A 17601-nucleotide genomic window follows, 5' to 3' on the forward strand; every position below is an offset into this window, starting at 1 on the left:
TCACGGGGCGACCCACCGGTCGCGCAGGGCGGCCAGGATGACGATCGACACGACCAGGAGCAGGAGGCTCAGGACGATGGCGGCGTCCACGTCCTGTTCCAGGGCCAGGTAGACGGCGAGCGGCATGGTCTGGGTGCGGCCCGGGAAGTTGCCGGCGAAGGTGATCGTCGCGCCGAACTCGCCCAGGGCCCGCGCCCAGCACAGCACCCCGCCGGCCGCAACGCCCGGCGCGATCAGCGGCAGCGTGACGCGGCGGAACGCCGTCCAGCGGCCGGCGCCGAGGGTGGCCGCGGCCTCCTCGTAGCGGGCGTCGGCGCCGCGCAGCGCGCCCTCCACGCTGATCACCAGGAACGGCATGGCCACGAACGCCTCGGCCACCACCACACCGGTGGTGGTGAACGGCAGGCTCACCCCGAACGTCGTGTCCAGCCAGCCGCCGAGCAGGCCGCGCCGGCCGAAGACCAGCAGCAGCGCCACGCCGCCGACCACCGGTGGCAGCACGAGCGGGACGGTGACCAGGGCGCGGACGATCCGGCGGCCGGGGAAGTCGGTGCGGGCGAGCATCCAGGCGAGGGGTACGCCGAGGACCAGGCTCACCGCGGTGGCCAGGGTGGCGGTCAGCAGGGAGAGTCGTAGTGCGGCGAGGATGCCGGGCTCGGCCAGGCGCTCGGGCAGCGTCGACCAGGGCGCCCGCCAGAGCAGCCCGAACAGGGGGAGGACGAGGAACGCCAGCCCGGCGATCGCGGGGATCGCCAGGGCCGGCGGAACCCGGAGGCGTTGCTTCTTTATGGCTTCTGGAACCCTGCGTCGATGAGTACGTCCAGCGCGGGACCGCTTTGCACGTAGGCCACGAACGCCGCGGCGGCGGACGGGTTGGGGGCGCTCTTGAGGGTGACGATCGGGTAGTCGTTGATCGCGCCGGCCGACTCGGGGAACTCGATGCCGTCGACGTCGGAGGAGGCGGCCTTGGCGTCGGTGCGGTAGACCAGCGCGGCGTCGACCTCACCCAGTTTCACCTTGGACAGGGCCGACTTGACGTCCTGTTCCAGGGTGACCGGGGTGACCTTGACGTTCGCGGTGGCCAGCGCCTTCTTCGCGGCCGCGCCGCAGGGCACCTGCTCGGCGCAGAGCGCGACCTTCAGCGACGAATTGGTCAGGTCGGACAGGCCCTTGATGCCTTTCGGGTTGCCCTTGGCGACGGCGATCACGAGCTGATTCTTCACGAAGACGGTGGCTTCACCGCCCGCGTCGCCGGCATCGGTGACGGTCTTCATGGTGGCGGGGCTGGCGGCCGCGAACACGTCGGCCGGGGCGCCCGAGGTGATCTGCTGGGCGAGACCGGAGCTACCCCCGTACGAGAAGGTGACCTTGACTCCGGGGTTCGCCGTTTCGAAGTCCTTGCCGATCTTGTCGAACGACTCGGTCAGCGACGCCGCCGCGAGGACGGTGAGGTTGCCGGAGATGGCTCCGCCGCTGGTGGCGGACGTCGGCGACGCGGAATCACCGCAACCGGACAGGGCAAGGAGGGCAACTGCCACTCCGGCCAGGGTTCTTTTCATTCAGGTGTCCCTCGTTCCACGACCACCGTGGTCGACTTGATCACGGCGACCGCCGTGGAACCGACCTCGAGCGCCATCTCGTCGACCGCTTCCCGGCTCATCAGCGAGACCACCCGGAACGGGCCGGCCTGGATGTCGACCTGTGCCATCACCGAGTCGCGGGTGATCGCGGTGACGATGCCGCGCAGCCGGTTGCGCGCCGAGGACCGGCGGGAGCCCGGGTCGGGCTCGTCGGCCAGCGATCGGATGAAACCGGCCAGGTCGGCGCCGCCGATCTCGCGGTGACCGTGGTCGTCGCGGCCCGCCGGCAGCCGGCCCGCATCGACCCAGCGCCGCACGGTGTCGACGCTGACGCCGAGCAGTTCGGCCGCCTCGCCGATGCGGTAGGTCGTCACATCGCCACTCTAGGGCCGCAAAAGCCAGGCAAGTAAGCGCCAACGGGCCGCAGCTGCGGAACCGTTGCACGGGTCACACCCCCGACGGCATGCTGGACGGCGTGCCGCAACGGATCCATGAGGTCACCGCTTTCCTCGCCGAGGTGCTCGCGCCGCGGGCGCCGCTCACCGTCATCGTCGACGGCGGCGATCACGGCGCCGCCGCGAGCTTCGCCGCCCGGCTCGCCGAAGCCTTCCCGCCCTCGGCCCGCGCCTGGACGGTCGACGCCGTCCTCGGGCTCAGCGGACCGGCCGGCGGTCGTTTCGACTCGGCGCTCAACGTGCTGGAGCCGGCCGCCGACCGGGTCATCGTCTATCTGCGCAGCGGCCCGCGCGGCCGGCCACTGGGCAGCGGCGAGGGGGAGCGGCGCGCCCAGGTGGTGATCGACCACCACGATCCGCAATGGCCGGTCATCCGGCACGTGCATCCGCGGCTGGCCGACCCGGAGAGGTGGTATCTCACCGAGAGCCGGGCGTTCTTCGGCGCCCGGGCAGCCGGCTGGGACGCCAAATTCGGCGACGATCTCCCGGCGTACGCCATGGCGGTCGAAACGGCCGCACCCCGCCCCGGTGACCTGGCCATCGACGTGGGTTGCGGCACCGGCCGGGCGTTGCCGGCCCTGGCCGCCGCGGTCGGGCCGGCGGGCCGGGTGATCGGCCTCGACGTGACCCCCGCGATGCTGCAGGCGGTCCGCGACGCCGGCCGGGGCGATCGCGCCGATCTGGTGATCGGTGACGCGCGCCGGCTGCCGTTCCCGGACGCGGTGGCCGGCCTGGTCTTCGCGGCCGGCCTGGTGCAGCACCTGCCCGACCCGGGGGCCGGGCTGGCCGAGCTGGCCCGGGTGACCCGCCCCGGCGGCAAGCTGATGATCTTTCACCCGTCCGGCCGTGCCGCGCTGGCTGCGCGACACGGCCGGACCCTGCGTCCCGACGAACCGCTGAACCGGGAGAACCTGGAGCCACTGATGGCGAAGGCCGGTTGGCGGCTGTCTCGTTATGACGACCCGGAGGACTACTTCCTGGTCCTGGCCGAGCGCCTGCTGTGATCAGTAGGTGAAGCGGGACACCGTGACGTGCAGTTCCTGCGACATCCGGGAGAGCTCGGCGGCGGACCGCTGGGCGTCGACCACCGACTCGGCGGTGACCCGGGCGTTCGAGGCCACGGTCTCGATGCCGGAGTTGATCTGGATGGTGGCGCCGGCGGCCTCCGCGACGTTGCGGTTCATCTCGGCGGTGGTGGCGCTCTGCTCCTCGACGGCCGAGGCGATCGTGGTGGTGTAGTCGTTGATCCGGCCGATCACCTCGGCGATCTGCTGGATGGCGGTCACCGCGTGGCCGCTGTCCGACTGGATCGCCTCGACCCGCCGGGAGATGTCCTCGGTGGCCCGGGCCGTCTCCTGAGCCAGGTCCTTGACCTCGCTGGCGACGACGGCGAAACCCTTGCCCATCTCACCGGCGCGGGCGGCCTCGATGGTGGCGTTCAGCGCGAGCAGGTTGGTCTGCGCGGCGATGGCGGTGATCACCTTGATCACGTCGCCGATCTCCCGGCTCGACTCGCCGAGGGTGGCGATGGTCCGGTTCGTCGACTCGGCGACGGTGACGGCCTCGCCGGCCACCTGGGCGGCCGCGGTCGCGCTCTGGGTGATCTCGGCGATGGCGGCGCCCATCTCCTCCGAGCCGGCCGACACGGTGGTCACGCTGCGCGACACCTCCTCGGAGGCGGTCGACACCACCTGCGCCTGGGCCGAGGCGTCCTCCGCGTTCTTGCTGATCTGGTTCGCGATCGTCGAGGTCTCCTCGGCCGCCGCGGCCAGGCTCTGCGACGCCGCGCCCACCGACGCGATGACCTGCCGGGTCTCGGCGAGGGCGCGATTGAGCAGCCGGGCCATCTGGCCGACCTCGTCGCGCTGGCGGACGTCCGCCTCGACGGTCAGGTCGCCGTCGGCGAGGGCACCGAGGGACCGCTTGACCCGATCCAGCGGGCGCACGATCAGCCGGGCCACGTAGATGCCGAGGCCGAGGGCCACCAGCAGACCGGCGATGAGCACGGCGAGGACCATGGTGCGGGCCGTCGAGGCGGCCGACTGGCTGGCTTCGGCGCGGGACTTCGCCTCGGCCAGCACGGCGGCGTTCTCGGCCTCGATGGCGTCGGCCGCGTCGTCGACGATCGGCTTGATGTCGGTGCGGTACTCGGCGTAGAAGCCGGTGACGCTCGTCGTCGCCAGGGGGAGCAGCTTCTGCTCGGCGCCCTGCACGATGGCGGCGTAGTTGGTGGTGAACTTCTCGAAGGACGCGACGTCGGTCGGCTGGTAGGCGGCGATCTCCTCGGTGAGAGCCGCCTTCTTCGCGGCGATCTCCGTGTCCAGGCTCTTGCGGACCGTCGCGGTTGCGCCGCCGTATTCGAGGTAGCGCGCACGGAGACCGTTGAAGCTGCGCTGGATCTCCGACAGGTTGGTCAGTGGCCGCACGTCGTCCTCGTAGAGCAGGCGGCTCTTCTCGCTGAGAACGTTGAGCTGCACGATCCCGGTGATCCCGATGGCCACGGCGGCGGTGGCGGCCACACCTACACTCGCCAGGATCTTGGTGCTGACCCGTAGATCGGCGAAGGAGCGACGGCCGCCCTTGTCGTCGGAACCTGTCACGGGAGGAACCCCTTGCTGTCGGCGAGGCTGATTGCCCGAACAGATCGGTCCCGCCGGGGGCACCCTGAGGTTTCCTGAAGGGCGCTAAAGGTCAGCCAATTCCCGTTCGAGCAGGCCGGTCAGGTGGTCGTGGCGGCCGTCGGTGAGCTGGATGCCCCGGCTCGGGCCCTCGGCGATCATCAGGGTGTAGAGGTGGATGCGGTAGAGGGTCAGCCGGACGCGGGCCGACTCGTCGAACGGCGCCGGGCGGTAACCGGCCAGGAACGGGTGATCCGGCATCTCCTCGATCCGGTGCCGGATGGCCGGCGACACGAGGTCGAGCAGCGGGTCGCCGTAGAGGTAGCGCTCGCCGTCGACCAGGCCGGTCAGCGCGCCGTCCGGGCCGACAAGCACGTTGCCGTCCCACAGGTCGAAGTGCAGCAGCGCCGGGCGGGTCACCGCGGCCAGCACGTCGCGGTGGCGGGCGACGACGCCGTCCAGCGGAGGCAGCGGAACGTTCCAGTCGGCGGCGTCGGCCCGCAGGTCGTCGATGATCGCCTGGAACGCCGTGGGCCAGTCGGCGCCGGACGCGCGGTCGCCGGTGTAACCGAAGTGATCCCCGGTGATGGTGTGCACCCGGCGCACCGCGGCACCGCACTCGGCACGAGCCCGGGCGGAGTCATGGCCGGTCAGCGGCGTGCCCGGGAGCAGCGACGTGATGATCCAGCCGGGGGTGGCCGCCAGCACGGCCGGCACCGGAACGTCCGGGACGTGGGCCGCGACCATCGAGAAGTACTCCGCCTCGGCCGGGATCATCCCCGCTTCGTACCGGAGCATGCGGGCCGACTCCGGCGGGCCCACCTTGACCACCACCTGGCGGCCGTCGTCGAGGCCGGCCTTCCAGACGGCGGCGAAGGTGCCACCGCTGAGCTCCTCGGCACCGGTGATCCCGGTGCCGAGGCCCTCGGCGACGATCGCGGCGATGTCCTGTTCGGACAGATCGAGCTGGGTGGGGCTGCGCATCCCGTGAATCTAGACGGTGACCGCCTGCCCGAACCGCCCGCCGAGGGTGTGTTCGCTGAAAGTGCGGTAGCGGGCCAGCTCGATGAACAGCCACCCGATGCTGATCGCGCCGAGAATGATGTACGCCCACAGGTTGGTGAACGTGTCCCAGCAGGTGTGCAGCGCCACCGCGCCGACGAAGGTGAGCAGGAACTGCACGACCCGTTTGCCGCTCGGGCTCGAGATCAGCGCCCAGAGCGCCCCCGCGGTCAGGCCGGTCCAGGCGGTGTGCCCGGCCGGCGAGGTGAGGCCACGGATGAACAGTGTCTCCTCGACGGCGCCGATGTTGCCGTCCGAGGAGAGCAGCGCCGTGAACGCGTACCCCATGGTCTCGAGCGCGGCGAATCCCATGCCGGAAGCCACCCCGATGACGAGGCCGTCCGACGGCAGCCGGCGGCCGTGCCGGGACAGGATCCAGAAGAGCAGGACCACCGGAACGATCAGCTTGGCCGACTCCTCGATGACGGCGACCAGCACCATCGGCAGCACGCCGAGGCCGCGCAGCGAGTTGTACTCGAGGGTGCCGGCCACCACGATGCCGATCACGCCACCGAAGAAACCGGCGATGACCAGGGTGGACGCCGGCACCTGCCAGCGGCCGGTGCGGGCCTGGGCGAAGGTGAGGAACGACAGCGGCACGACCGTCGCGCCGAGCAGGATCAGCGACGGGACGAAGTTGGGGTTCTGCGTGTGGACCAGGGTTCGCAGAACGACGATGTAGAGAATCAGCCCGGTGACCAGGACACCGAGCCACGCCCACCGGCGAGTTCGATCGCGCATGGTCAGAGTCTTTTTCCCAGCGGCCTTTCAGTCAATCCGTGATTGCAACGACAGCGCGGCTGCACGGAACATGAACCGTCGGTATCCGCCGGAAGTTCAGACCGTCCGGGACGAACGCTGAATTGATCTTGGTCTAGGCAGCCGCCTAGCGTCTCGGCGCATGATCGTTATCCGGGTTGCTACCGCCGTCCTGATCGGCGTTTCCATGATGGGCCTGACCGCGTGCGGTACGGCAACCGAGACGGCGGCACCGGCCGCCACCACGGCGGCCGCCGCCGCCGAGACCACTGCTGCTCCGGCCGCCGCCGAGACCACTGCTGCTCCGGCCGCCGCCGGGAGCACCGACAAGGAAATCTGCGAGCAGGCGAACAAGGCGTCCGAGTCGTTCAAGAAAGCGGTCCTCGTCTTCGCTCAGACCGTCGACGAGATCCCCGCCGCGGACGCCAAGCTCATGCTGACCGACTTCGCGAAGAGCCTGACCAAGGCGGCCGAGGGCGCCGACGGCGCGGTAGCCACGGCCGTCAAGGCCAACGCCGACGCGGCCCTCGAGGCGGCCGCCGCCAAGCACCCGGTCGAGGCGGCCGACTCGGCCGAAGCGGCGAAGGCCGGCAAGGACCTCAACGCGGCCTGCAAGGCGGCCGGGGTCACGACGAACTTCTGATCCGTCGACGGGTGCCCGGCTCGCGCCGGGCACCCGTCAGTGCGCTACGACGATCGGGGTGTCGAACTGCTCGACCGGGAGCTGCCGCGGGCGCACCACGGCGTACAGCGTGATCGTGGCCGCGGCCATCCCGCCGAACACCACGATCGCCATCGACACCGCGCCCCCGCCGAACACGCCGACCAGCGGCGCGGCCAGCGCGCCCACCCCGAACTGCACCGCGCCCAGCAGGGCCGCCGCGGTGCCGGCCGCTTCGCCGTGCCGGGACAGGGCGATCGCCGGGGCGTTCGGCATGGCCAGGCCGACCATCGCCAGCACGAACCACAGCGGCACCAGCAGGCCGACCAGGCCGCCGATGTCGGCGATCGAGAGAACCAGCAGCACCAGGCCGCCGACGACGCCGGCCAGCAGCGAGCCGCCCAGGATCTGCTGCGGCGACCAGCGGCGCAGCAGCCGCACGTTGAACTGGGTGGCCCCGATCAGGCCGATCGCGCCGCCCGCGAAGACGTACGCGAACTGCTGCTCGCTCAGGCCGTACTCCTCCTGGAACACGAACGACGAGCCGCTCACGTAGGCGAACAGCGCCGAGAACGCGAAGCCGGCCACCAGGATCAGCCCGACGTAGACCCGGTCGGTGAACAGCCGGCCGTAGTCGCGCAGCACCTGCCCGCTGCGGCGCGCGGCCGGCGGCAGCGTCTCCGGCAGCACCAGGGCGGTCGCCGCCATGATGGCCACGCCGGCCACGGTCAGCACGACGAACACCCCGCGCCACGACGTCCACTCCAGCACCAGGCCACCGATGGTCGGCGCCAGGATCGGCGCCACCCCGACGACCAGCATCAGGCGGGAGAAGAGGCGGGCCGCGGCCAGTCCGTTGAACAGGTCACGGACGATCGCCATCGCGATGACGGCCGCGGCCGCGGCCCCCAGGCCCTGCAGGACCCGCAGCGTGCCGAGGACGGCCAGGTTCGGGGCGATCACACACAAGATCGAGGCCAGGATGTGTACGGCGATGCCGGCCAGCAGTGGCAGCCGCCGCCCGAGCGCGTCGGACAGGGGCCCCACGATCAGTTGCCCGAACGCCAGGCCGACCAGCGTGCCGGTCAGGGTGAGCTGCACGGACGCGGCGCTGGCGGACAGGTCGGTGGTGATCGTCGGAAGCGACGGAAGGTACATGTCGATGGTCAGCGGCCCGAGCGCGGTGAGGAAGCCGAGAACGAGCACGATCCGGAAGCGACGGCCGGTGGGAATCAGTTCCCCCGGAGAGAGGTCGATGGCGGGCGGGCTGGTGAGGGTCTCGGTCTTTGCCACGACTGGTGACAAGTAGTTTCCGCCGCACAAGATTCCGCCCGTCATCCTCCTCACAAGGGCTTTACTTCTTCATGACGTACGGGCGGTAGAACTCGTACAGCTGCCGGTCGCCCACCTTGCTCAGCATCGACTCGCCGTCCATCAGGTAGACCAGGCTCGGGCAGTCCTCGTCCTCGCCGTTCACCTTCGCCTTGTCGAGCAGCTGTCTGCCGGTGGCCGCCTCGAACAGCCGCACCCGGTAGACCGCCTTCTTCATGGCGATCTTCTCCGGCTCGGGGTCGTCGAACTTGCAGCTCTTGACCGTGCCGCCGGTGCTGACCAGGTCGACGCAGCCGACCAGCTGGGTCTTGGCCGGGTCGGACGGGATCCAGGCCCGCCAGATCGACTCCTTCAGGTCGGGCACGCTGACCGACGACATCATCCGGCGGCTGGGCAGGGCGGTGCTGTCGATGACCCCGACCGAGATCTGGTGCGGCGCCTTGCCGGTGAACTTCGGCGACTGCGGGTAATACCACCCGTCGCACACCCGGCCCAGGTCCTCGGCCTCGCGCACCGGGTAGGTGCTGGCCCGGGGCCCGGTCTCGACCGGCGTGCTCTCCTGCGGAGTGGGCGGCGCCTCGGTCGGCCAGGTGCGCGGTGCGGTCCACCGGTCGTCGTCGAGCGCCGCCACCTGCTTCGTGGTCGAGTCGACCACCCGGTAGATGTAGAACACGTAGCCGGCGGTGGCCAGCAGCACCCCGAGCACGATGATCAGCACGATCGCCCACGGCTTCAGCTTGGCGGCCGGCGCGGTGAACGGCGGCAGCTGATCGCCGGTGACCTGCGGCTCCCAGTTCGCCGGCGGATATCCGGGCGGCGGCTGCCAGCCGGGCGGCGGCGGCTGCCAGGCGGGCGGTGGCTGCCAGGGGACGGGCTGCTGCCACTGCGGTTGTTGCCACTGCGGTTGTTGCCACTGGGGCTGGCCGACCGGCGGCCGGTGCCACTGCGGGCCCGGTTGGGCCGGCGGTGGCGCAAGAGCATCGGTGGTGGGCGGCGGCTGCGTGCCGTCGGCGGGCGGCTGGTCGGGCGCCGGTGGGCCCTGTTCTTCCATGACTGCGGTCCCCGTTCGAAAAGCTGGACCGCGACTGTATCGAACACCGACTATTTGCGGGCGTCAGCCGACCGAGGCCGCGGCCTCCCGCTCCCGGTAGTAGTCGCCGGCCAGCACCGGCGGATAGTCGGTGCCGCCGCCGATCGGCGGCGCGAGCGGCGTGACCACCCGGTCCATGTCCGATTCGCAGAAGACGATGAGGCTGATCAACTCCTCGTCCGGGTCGGCGCCGGACGGCGGCAGCACCCGGTGCCGGGTGGATCGCCACCGGTCGCCGGTCCACCGAGCGAGCAGGTCGGCGATGTTGACCGTGAGGGCGCCCGGAACGTACGGCGCGTCCGCCCACTCGCCGTCGAGGGTCTGCACCTGGAGCCCGCCGTAGCCCGGCTGCCGGTCGAGGATGGTGAGGATCCCCCAGTCGGTGTGCGGCCCGACCCGGAACTGCCCCTCGACCGGCGCGCCGGTGACCGACAGCGCCGGATAGCGGTTGATGTTGAACGTGTGCGGCGCGTTCCTGGTCCGCTCGACGAAGTAGCCCGGTTCCAGCCCGAGCGCGGTGGCCAGCACCTCCAGCAGCTCTCGGTAGAGGTCCTGGACCTGCTCGGCGTATGCGGTGACCGGGTCGCGCAGCGAGGGCACCTCGGCCGGCCAGACATTCGCCATGAACCAGGCCGGGTCGCCGTCCGCGTCCTCGCGCCCGAGCGTGAAGGTCTCCTTGAGGTCGGCCGTCGCCGCGTCGCCGACCTCCCCGTAGTACGCGTTTGCCTCCCGGCCACGGGCGATCCACCCGCGCCCGCCGACGCCCGTCCCGTACGCGTCCTTGACGGTGTCGGGCAGCGCGAAGAACGCGCGGGACGCCGCCCGGATCCGCTCCGTGCGAGATTCGTCGATGCCGTGCCCGCTGACCAGGAAGAACCCGGAGTCCTGCATGGCCCGGTCGAGCCGGGCGGCGAGCGCGACCCGCTCGTCGAGGTCGGCGGCCCGCCACGCGGAGATGTCGAAGAGCGGAATGTCCGGCGTACTCACGCCCCGACCGTACGTGGCCACTGTTACGACTGCCGTACCACCTCGGTGACGGCGGCCCGGACCTGGTCGCGGAGCCAGACGTGGGCCGGATCGGTGTCATAGCGCTGGTGCCAGGCGCAGTTGATCGGTGGGCTCGGCAGCGGGATCGGCAGCGGCGCGGTGACCAGGTCGAACGCCTCGATCAGGGGGCGCCAGGTCAGTTCCGGGACGGTCGCCACGGCCAGGCCGCGGGCGATCAGGTGGGCGGCGGTGGCGGTGGTGCCGACGGCGGCCAGGACCCGGCGCCGCAGGCCGTGCGACTCGAGCAGGTGGTCGACCGGGTCGGTGAGCCGGCCGCGGCGGGAGATCAGGACGTGCGGCTGGGCGGCGTAGGCCGGCAGATCGAGGCGGTCCGCGTACGGATGATCGCGGCGCAGGACCACGACGAAGCGGTCGTGGCCGGCGGTCTCGTGCCGGATCTCGGGCAGCGCCGGCACGTCGGCACCGATCTCCAGGTCGACCCGGCCGTGCCGCAGTTCGTCGGTGTCGACCGCGGCCTCGGGCAGGAACCGTAGCCGCACGCCCGGCGCCGACCCGGCCACCCCGGCCAGCAGCGGCGGTGCGAGCGCGGTGGCCAGGGCGTCGTGGCATTGCAGGGTGAAGACCCGGTCGAGCCCGGCCAGGTCGAGCTCCCGGCTGGGCGCCAGCACCTCCCGGGTCTGCCGCAAGAGCTCGCCGACCTGTTCGCGGACGGCCAGCGCGTACGGCGTCGGGGTCATCGTCCGCCCGGTGCGCACCAGGATGTCGTCGCCGGTCAGCCGGCGGAGGCGGCCGAGGTTGCGGCTGACCGCGGGGGAGGACAGCCGCAGCCGCTGCGCCGCCCCGGCGACGCTGCCCTCCTCCAGCAGTGCGTCCAGCACGGTGAGCAGATTCAGATCCAGTTGCATGGCGGTAAATCGTAGCTTCGAAAGGTTGCACTGGACTTAACCGAATCGCGGACCGAGAGTCGAGGCATGCAAAAACTCCTGGTGGAAGCAACCGCGGCGGTCCGTGCGGCCGCGTCCCGTGTCACCCGTCCCGAGCGCACGCCGACGACCTCGGCCGAGCTGTTCGCCGCCCTGCGGGCCAACGACGAGGCCGTCACCGAGGTCCTCCGGCCCGCCCTACTCGGCGCCCTGCCCGGCGCCCGGTGGACGTCGGACGAGCACGGCTCCGGCCCGATGCCGGACGGCGACTGGTGGGTCGTCGACCCGGTCGGCGGCAACATGAACGCGGTGCAGGGCATGCCCGACTGGAACGTCGGGGTGAGCCTGGTCCGGGCCGGCCGCCCGGTGCTGGCCGTCCTGCACGCGCCGGTGGCCGGCGAGACGTTCACCGCGACGGCGGGCGGCGGGGCGTTCCTCGACGACGTACCCCTGCGGGTCTCGGCGAAGACCGACCTGAGCCTGGCGCTGACCGGAACCGGGCAGGCCAGGCCGACCCGCGACGCGGCCGGCGCCGAGCGGGCGGGCACGGCGATCGCGGCGATGATGCGGCACGCCCTGTACGTCCGGGCCTCGGTGCCGGTCGGCCATCAGCTCGCACAGGTCGCGGCCGGCCGGATGGAGCTGCACTGGCAGTTCGACAACCTGCGCTCGCACATCGCGCCGGTGCTGCTCGTCCAGGAGGCCGGCGGCACGGTCACCGACCTCGACGGCAAACCGTGGCAGCTGACCAGCGACGGCTACCTGGCGTCCGCCCCCGGCGTGCACGCCGCCGCCCTCGACGTGCTCCGCCCGCTGCGATGAGCCTGGAACTGACCGTGCTGGCCGCGTCCGGGGCGACCGGGCTCGAACTGACCCGGCAGGCGCTGGAGCGCGGGCACCGGGTCGTGGCGATCGCCCGTGATCCCGGCCGGATCGCCCTCCCGGACTCGGCGCGTCTCACCCGGGTGGCCGCCGACGTGCGGGACCCGGACGGGATCGCCGGCGCGCTGGCCGGGCGCGGGATCGTGCTCTCCGGTCTCGGCATCGCCGGCGGTGACCGGCCGGGCGTGCTCACCGCGGGCGCCCGGGCCGTGGCCGACGCCGGGCCGGACCGTGTCATCTGGCTCGGCGCGTTCGGCACCGGCCCGTCCGCCCGGGCCGCCGGCCCATTGACCCGCACCCTGCTCAAGATGCTCGGCGATCAGCTCGCCGACAAGGTCACCGCGGACGCGATCGTGCTGGCGGCGGGCGGCACGGTCTTCCACGCCGGCCCGCTCTCGAACGGCCCGCTCGGCCCGGCCCGCCGCACCGTCGGCCTGGCCGAGGTCCCGGCGCGGCTCTTCCCGTCCCGGGTGAGCCGCGCGACGGTGGCCGCCGCCATGCTGGACGAGGCGGAGACCCCCGCCCATCCGGGTGGCGTCGCCGTGCCGCTGGAGCGCTGACATGGCGGTGCCCCGGGCGGCGGGGACGCCGGCCCGGGGCACCGGGGGTGAAGAGGATCAGAACGGGGTCATCGTGATGGTGGCCAGGCGCGGGTCGCCGTCGTGGACCAGGGATTCCTGGTTCTGGACGTCGTCGAAGGCGAACGCGTAGGCCTTTCCGTCGACCATGTTCTCGTGGACTGCCTTGGCGTACACGTCGGCCGGGTTGTTCTTGTAGAAGTCGGCCGCGGTGCCGCTCGGCTGGGTGTCGAGGGTGCCGAGCGTGCCCCGGGTGAGCGCCGCGCACAGGGTGCGGGCGATCGGGCCGACCACCTGGTCGTTCGGGGCGCCGAGGGCGCCGTCGCAGCCCCACACGTTGGAGGTGGACGGCTTGGTGAACGACGCGACCGTCTTGCCGGTGGTGTCGGTGAAGTTCATGACGTTGCCGCTGGTCCGGCCGAGGAACTTGTTGTTGGGCTGGTCGCCGAACGGCACCACGGTCAAGTTCTTGCCGGTGTAGGCGTTCCACGCGGTGTTGATGTACGAGTCCAGGTAGGTCGGGCTCATCAGGCCGGCGTCGGCCGCCTTGCCGGGGGCCAGGACCCGCAGGACCGTGCCGTCGGCCCGGGTGATCACGCTCTTCGCGAAGTCGGCGTTGGCCTTGATGGTGTTGATGACGTTCTGCCGGCCGCCGGACTTCAGCCGGCCGGTGGAGAGCTCGGTGCCGGCGCCGTTGGTGATGCTGACGATGTGCGGCACGGCGAACATGTCGACCTGCGAGCTGTTCAGGAACAGGCCGCCGGCGTCGAGGGTGAACTCGCTCCAGTCGAACAGGATGTCGTGGTTGGGGTCGCCACCCGCCCACGGCGCGGGCTGCACCAGGCCGTCGGTGGTGATGCGGAAGTCGAGCTTCTGGCCGAACGACATGTACAACCGGCCGGAGAGACCCTTCGGCATCTTGATCGTGGTGCTGCCGCCGTTGGCCGGTCCGGGGATGGACACGTCCGGGGCCGGAACGGGGGTGGCGGCGCCGCCGGTCCAGGCGGTGAAGGTGCCGGCCGCGTTGACGTACCCGAGCTTGCCGGTCGCCAGGTTGACGCCGAGCAGGTAGAGGAAGACGTTCTCGCTGCGCCCGGTCTTGTTGGTCACGGTGACCGGCAGCAGGTTCGAGGCGGGCGGAACGTCGGCTTTGGGAGTCGACGTGGTAGGCGCGACGGTGGTGGGCGCGACCGTCGTGGGTTTCACTGTCGGCGTCGTAGTGGCAGCCGTCGTGGTCGGCACCGCGGTGGTCGGCGAGACGACCCCGTTGCAGGGCAGGCCGTTGATCTTGCAGTTGGTGGGCCGGCCGCCGGAGCCGACGAACCCGAAGGTCGCCTTCGCCCCGACGGCCAGCGTCCCGTTCCACCCCTGGTTCGCAAAGGTGACGTGCTGTCCGGAGACCGTCATCTGTGCGTCCCAGAAGCTGCCGATCTTTGCCCCCGACGGCAGATCGAACTCCACCTTCCAGGCCGTCATGCCCGCCGCCCCGGTGTTGCTGACGGTCACCTCGTCCTGCCAGCCATTGCCCCAGTCGGACACCGTGCGGAGAGATGCGGTCGGTGCCGCTGCCGAGGCCGGCAGAGCGATCCAGGTGGTCCCCGCGGCCGCCACCGCGAGGACTGTGGTGAGGATGAGAGTTCGTTTGCGGCGCATCGTCGGGCTACTCCAATGGATCGGCTTGGGGACCGGCCAATCTTGGAAAGCCGCCCGCCGATGCGCCGCATGTGAACGGATCTTTTACGGTTCCTTTAAGGTGCTTCTGCCCGTTTGTCGGGGCCGGATTACCCGCGGTGCCACTTCTGGTTGGCGGTGCCCCCGCAGTCCCACAGCTGCAGCCCGGCGCCGTCGTTGCCGTTCCAGTCCTTGATGTCGATGCACTTGTTGGCCTGCGGATTCACCAGATCACCGGCGGCCGACAGGACGAACTGCTGGGCCGCGTTGCCGCTGCAGCCGACGATCTGGATGACCGCGCCGTTGGCCGTCGAACCCCACGCCACGTCCATGCACTTGCCGTTCGAGGTCTGCAGCGTCCCGTTCACGAACGTCCACTTCTGCGCGCCGCTGGAGTTGCAACCCCACATCTGCAGCGCTACGCCGTCGGAGAAGTTGCCGTTGGGCACGTCGATGCAGCGCCCGTTCCAGTCGCTGATCAGCGAGTTGGTGCTGCCACCGCCGCTGGTGGTCAGTGACAGACCGTAGGCGCCGAGGATCTCGTTCACCGGCTGGAACCACATGGTGCCGCCGGACGAGCAGTTGCCCGAGCCGCCGGACGTCACGCCCTGGGCCTGGTTGCCGGAGATCCAGGACCCGCCGGAGTCGCCCGGTTCGGCGCACGCGTTGCTGCGGGACAGCCCGGAGACCGAGCCCTGGGCGTACACGATCGTCTCGTTGCGGCCCAGCAGGGTGCCGCAGCGCCAGCCGGTGGTGCGGCCGGAGCGGCAGATCGAGCTGCCGATCGCGGCGTCGGCCGAGCCGGCCACCACCACGTTGCCGCCGGAGTAGTTGTTCACCCACGGTTGCGGCGTCCAGTTGCCGTTGGTGCGGATCCACGAGTAGTCGTTGCCGGGGAACGACGAGCCGGCGAACGTGCCCTGGCTGACGTTGTTGTAACCGAGCGTGGGGCTGCCGGTGCCGCCGCAGTGCCCGGCGCTGACGAAACCGCCGGCCACCGCGAACCCGATCGAGCAGAGCGTGTTCCCGTTGATCACGTACTGGTCGCCGCCGCGGATGTCGTACATCGTCCGGGGTTGTTCGGCTTCCGGCAGGATCGTGACGTCGGTCGCGCCGGCCGCCTGGGCGAACGTCCGGGCGGCGCTCTCCGCGCCGGGCTTCGCCATGACCACGACCCGGTTGGCGGGCACGTCGACATACCAACCCCGGACGTTCGCCTGCGCCGCGCGGCCGGCATTGCGGTCCAATTTCGTACGGGTGGCAGCAAGATCAGCGGCGTCGTGGCGGACGAGAACCGGGTTCGCGCCTTCCGCCCGTACCGAAGCCTCGGCCGACGCGGAAGTGACCGCGACCGTGAGTTTCGACGCGCCGTCGGGGATCCAGGCACCGGCGAAGGCGGAGCCGAGCCGGGTTTCCAGCCGTTTCTGCACCACCGGTGCCGCCGCCTCGGTGCGCAGGCGGGCCGCGATCTGGTTGTCGTCGAGCTTCAGGTCGCGGCGCATCGCGGCCAGCATGCCGGGCGCGAGATCGAATCGGGGCGCTGCGGCGGACGCCGGTTGGGGGGTCAGAGTGGCCACCGTGATCGCCGCAGCGGCGATCGCGAGCATTCTTCGGGCCATGGGGGAGTCCTTCCACGCAGGGGGAATGTGAGGAAGGAGAGCGCTCTCTTGATCGAATTCTGTCTATCTGTGACAACGCTGTCAAGAAACCTTACGGAAACTTGCCCCTCCATACGCACGTGTGCTGGATCGCCTGCCCTCGCCGCCGATAGGTGGGTCGTGCAAGGCTGGTTCTTTCCGGAGGATGGGGTACGCGGCATGGGCATGATCAAGGTCGTCGGGCTGGTATTGCACCCGCGGCGCGACTGCGGCTCGGCGATCGACGCCATCGTCGAGTGGGCCACCCGCCGTGAGGTCACCGTCCTCGGCCTGCACGACGAGATCAACCGGATCGACTGCGAGGCCGTCGCGGTCAGCTCGGAAGAGATGGTCGAGCGGGCCGGACTGCTGGTCAGCCTGGGCGGCGACGGCACCATGCTGCGCACCATGCGCCTGGTCGAGGGGCGCAAGACACCCGTGCTCGGGGTCAACGTCGGCCGGCTCGGGTTCCTCGCCGAGGTCGACCTGCCCGACCTGCCGGGCGCGCTGTCCGCCATCGATGAACACAAATTCACCATCGAATCGCGTACGGCCGTGCGTACCACCCTGCCCGATGGGCGAGAGGTGTCCGCTTTCAACGACATCGCGATGGTGCGGGTGCCGGGCGACGGTCTCGCCGCGGTCGGCATCGCGGTCGAGGGTAAAAACTTCGTTAACTACGCGGCCGACGCCGTGATCGTGGCGACGCCCACCGGCTCGACGGCATATTCGTTCTCGGCCGGCGGCCCGATCGTCTCGCCCAACGTCGAAGGCCTGATCGTCAGCGCCTCGGCGGCGCACTCGTCCTTCAACCGCTCGCTGATGCTGGCCCTGTCCGAGCGCCTCGAGCTCGGCGTGCTGCCCACCAGCGGACGGCTGGCCATCGAGGTCGACGGCATCATCGAGGGCTACGCCGAGCCCGGCACCAAGCTCGAGATCGATCCGGTCCCGGCCGCCGCCCAGGTCGTCCGCCTCGGCGGCACGTCGTTCTACGAGCGGGCCCGCCGCAAGCTGCGGGTCGAGGGCAGCGCCCAGGTCGGCGTGCCCGACGCGGCCGCCGACGCCACCGTGGTCGACAGCTTCGAGCGCCGGCGCTACGAGATCCTGCTCGGCGGTGAGGTCGCCGGGGTGCTGCACTACCGCCGCCACGGCGAGAAGATCGAACTGATGCACACCGAGATCGAACAGACGTTCTCCGGTCAAGGCCTGGCGTCCCGCCTCGCCTCGGCCGCCCTGGAGGACGCCCGCGTCCGTGCCACCCCGGTGGTGGCCACCTGTCCCTTCGTCACCGGCTACCTGGACCGCCACCCGGAGTACTCCGACCTGCTATCAGATGGGGTTTGAC

General features: G+C 71.1%; 17 protein-coding genes. 5 read left to right on the forward strand and 12 right to left on the reverse strand.

Annotation, left to right across the window (positions count from 1 at the left end; genetic code table 11):
• The 3 genes from Ato02nite_RS17785 to Ato02nite_RS17795 are packed head-to-tail and all read right to left on the reverse strand — an operon-like array spanning nt 1 to nt 1954.
• On the reverse strand, nt 1-789 hold the full coding sequence (locus Ato02nite_RS17785) for an ABC transporter permease (protein WP_213007718.1): 789 nt from the start codon (nt 787-789) through the stop codon (nt 1-3).
• A complete protein-coding gene (modA, locus tag Ato02nite_RS17790; protein ID WP_213007650.1) occupies nt 786-1559 on the reverse strand; it encodes a molybdate ABC transporter substrate-binding protein in 774 nt (257 codons plus the stop codon). The genes Ato02nite_RS17785 and modA overlap by 4 nt, the downstream gene beginning before the upstream one ends.
• Entirely contained in the window at nt 1556-1954 is a 399-nt protein-coding gene (locus tag Ato02nite_RS17795) for a TOBE domain-containing protein (protein WP_213007651.1), read from the reverse strand. Before Ato02nite_RS17795 ends, modA begins: the two co-directional genes overlap by 4 nt.
• Nucleotides 1955-2055: 101 nt before the next feature.
• Between Ato02nite_RS17795 and Ato02nite_RS17800 the strand changes: the two genes are divergently transcribed.
• Nucleotides 2056-3039, forward strand: a complete 984-nt coding sequence (locus tag Ato02nite_RS17800) for a methyltransferase domain-containing protein (protein WP_213007652.1) — start codon at nt 2056-2058, stop codon at nt 3037-3039.
• On the opposite strand, the gene Ato02nite_RS17805 is transcribed toward Ato02nite_RS17800, so the two are convergent.
• The 3 genes from Ato02nite_RS17805 to Ato02nite_RS17815 all read right to left on the reverse strand — a co-directional run bounded on the left by Ato02nite_RS17805 (nt 3040) and on the right by Ato02nite_RS17815 (nt 6456).
• Entirely contained in the window at nt 3040-4635 is a 1596-nt protein-coding gene (locus tag Ato02nite_RS17805) for a methyl-accepting chemotaxis protein (RefSeq protein WP_246607130.1), read from the reverse strand. It lies immediately after the preceding gene.
• Between the two features lie 84 nt (nt 4636-4719).
• Complete coding sequence (locus Ato02nite_RS17810) at nt 4720-5637, reverse strand: phosphotransferase family protein (RefSeq protein ID WP_213007653.1); 918 nt, start codon at nt 5635-5637, stop codon at nt 4720-4722.
• 9 nt (nt 5638-5646) lie between these two features.
• Nucleotides 5647-6456, reverse strand: a complete 810-nt coding sequence (locus tag Ato02nite_RS17815) for a PrsW family intramembrane metalloprotease (RefSeq protein ID WP_213007654.1) — start codon at nt 6454-6456, stop codon at nt 5647-5649.
• A gap of 160 nt (nt 6457-6616) precedes the next feature.
• Between Ato02nite_RS17815 and Ato02nite_RS17820 the strand changes: the two genes are divergently transcribed.
• Nucleotides 6617-7117 carry a hypothetical protein gene (locus Ato02nite_RS17820; RefSeq protein WP_213007655.1) on the forward strand — a complete coding sequence of 167 codons (501 nt, stop codon included), beginning with the start codon at nt 6617-6619 and terminating at the stop codon, nt 7115-7117.
• A 36-nt stretch (nt 7118-7153) separates the two neighbouring features.
• On the opposite strand, the gene Ato02nite_RS17825 is transcribed toward Ato02nite_RS17820, so the two are convergent.
• The 4 genes from Ato02nite_RS17825 to Ato02nite_RS17840 form a co-directional block, all read right to left on the reverse strand.
• Complete coding sequence (locus Ato02nite_RS17825) at nt 7154-8428, reverse strand: multidrug effflux MFS transporter (protein WP_246607131.1); 1275 nt, start codon at nt 8426-8428, stop codon at nt 7154-7156.
• A gap of 61 nt (nt 8429-8489) precedes the next feature.
• Entirely contained in the window at nt 8490-9518 is a 1029-nt protein-coding gene (locus Ato02nite_RS17830) for a hypothetical protein (RefSeq protein ID WP_213007657.1), read from the reverse strand.
• A 63-nt stretch (nt 9519-9581) separates the two neighbouring features.
• Nucleotides 9582-10544: an isopenicillin N synthase family dioxygenase gene (locus tag Ato02nite_RS17835; RefSeq protein WP_213007658.1), complete on the reverse strand. Its 963-nt coding sequence runs from the start codon at nt 10542-10544 to the stop codon at nt 9582-9584.
• 23 nt (nt 10545-10567) lie between these two features.
• On the reverse strand, nt 10568-11470 hold the full coding sequence (locus tag Ato02nite_RS17840) for a LysR substrate-binding domain-containing protein (protein WP_213007659.1): 903 nt from the start codon (nt 11468-11470) through the stop codon (nt 10568-10570).
• A 66-nt stretch (nt 11471-11536) separates the two neighbouring features.
• On the opposite strand from Ato02nite_RS17840, the gene Ato02nite_RS17845 reads away from it, so the two are divergent.
• Both Ato02nite_RS17845 and Ato02nite_RS17850 read left to right on the forward strand, forming a co-directional pair.
• Nucleotides 11537-12310, forward strand: a complete 774-nt coding sequence (locus Ato02nite_RS17845; RefSeq protein ID WP_213007660.1) for an inositol monophosphatase family protein — start codon at nt 11537-11539, stop codon at nt 12308-12310.
• Nucleotides 12307-12930 carry an NAD(P)-dependent oxidoreductase gene (locus Ato02nite_RS17850; RefSeq protein ID WP_213007661.1) on the forward strand — a complete coding sequence of 208 codons (624 nt, stop codon included), beginning with the start codon at nt 12307-12309 and terminating at the stop codon, nt 12928-12930. The genes Ato02nite_RS17845 and Ato02nite_RS17850 overlap by 4 nt, the downstream gene beginning before the upstream one ends.
• A 57-nt stretch (nt 12931-12987) precedes the next feature.
• Here Ato02nite_RS17850 and Ato02nite_RS17855 read toward each other — a convergent pair whose 3' ends face one another.
• Nucleotides 12988-14601, reverse strand: a complete 1614-nt coding sequence (locus Ato02nite_RS17855; RefSeq protein WP_213007662.1) for a beta-1,3-glucanase family protein — start codon at nt 14599-14601, stop codon at nt 12988-12990.
• 128 nt (nt 14602-14729) lie between these two features.
• Entirely contained in the window at nt 14730-16238 is a 1509-nt protein-coding gene (locus Ato02nite_RS17860; protein ID WP_246607132.1) for a S1 family peptidase, read from the reverse strand.
• A gap of 198 nt (nt 16239-16436) precedes the next feature.
• Between Ato02nite_RS17860 and Ato02nite_RS17865 the strand changes: the two genes are divergently transcribed.
• Nucleotides 16437-17600 (forward strand): NAD(+)/NADH kinase, encoded by a 1164-nt coding sequence (locus tag Ato02nite_RS17865; protein WP_213007663.1) that lies wholly within the window; start codon nt 16437-16439, stop codon nt 17598-17600.
• Nucleotide 17601 lies beyond the last annotated feature (1 nt).

Source organism: Paractinoplanes toevensis, from assembly GCF_018332695.1.
GTDB lineage: Bacteria > Actinomycetota > Actinomycetes > Mycobacteriales > Micromonosporaceae > Actinoplanes > Actinoplanes toevensis.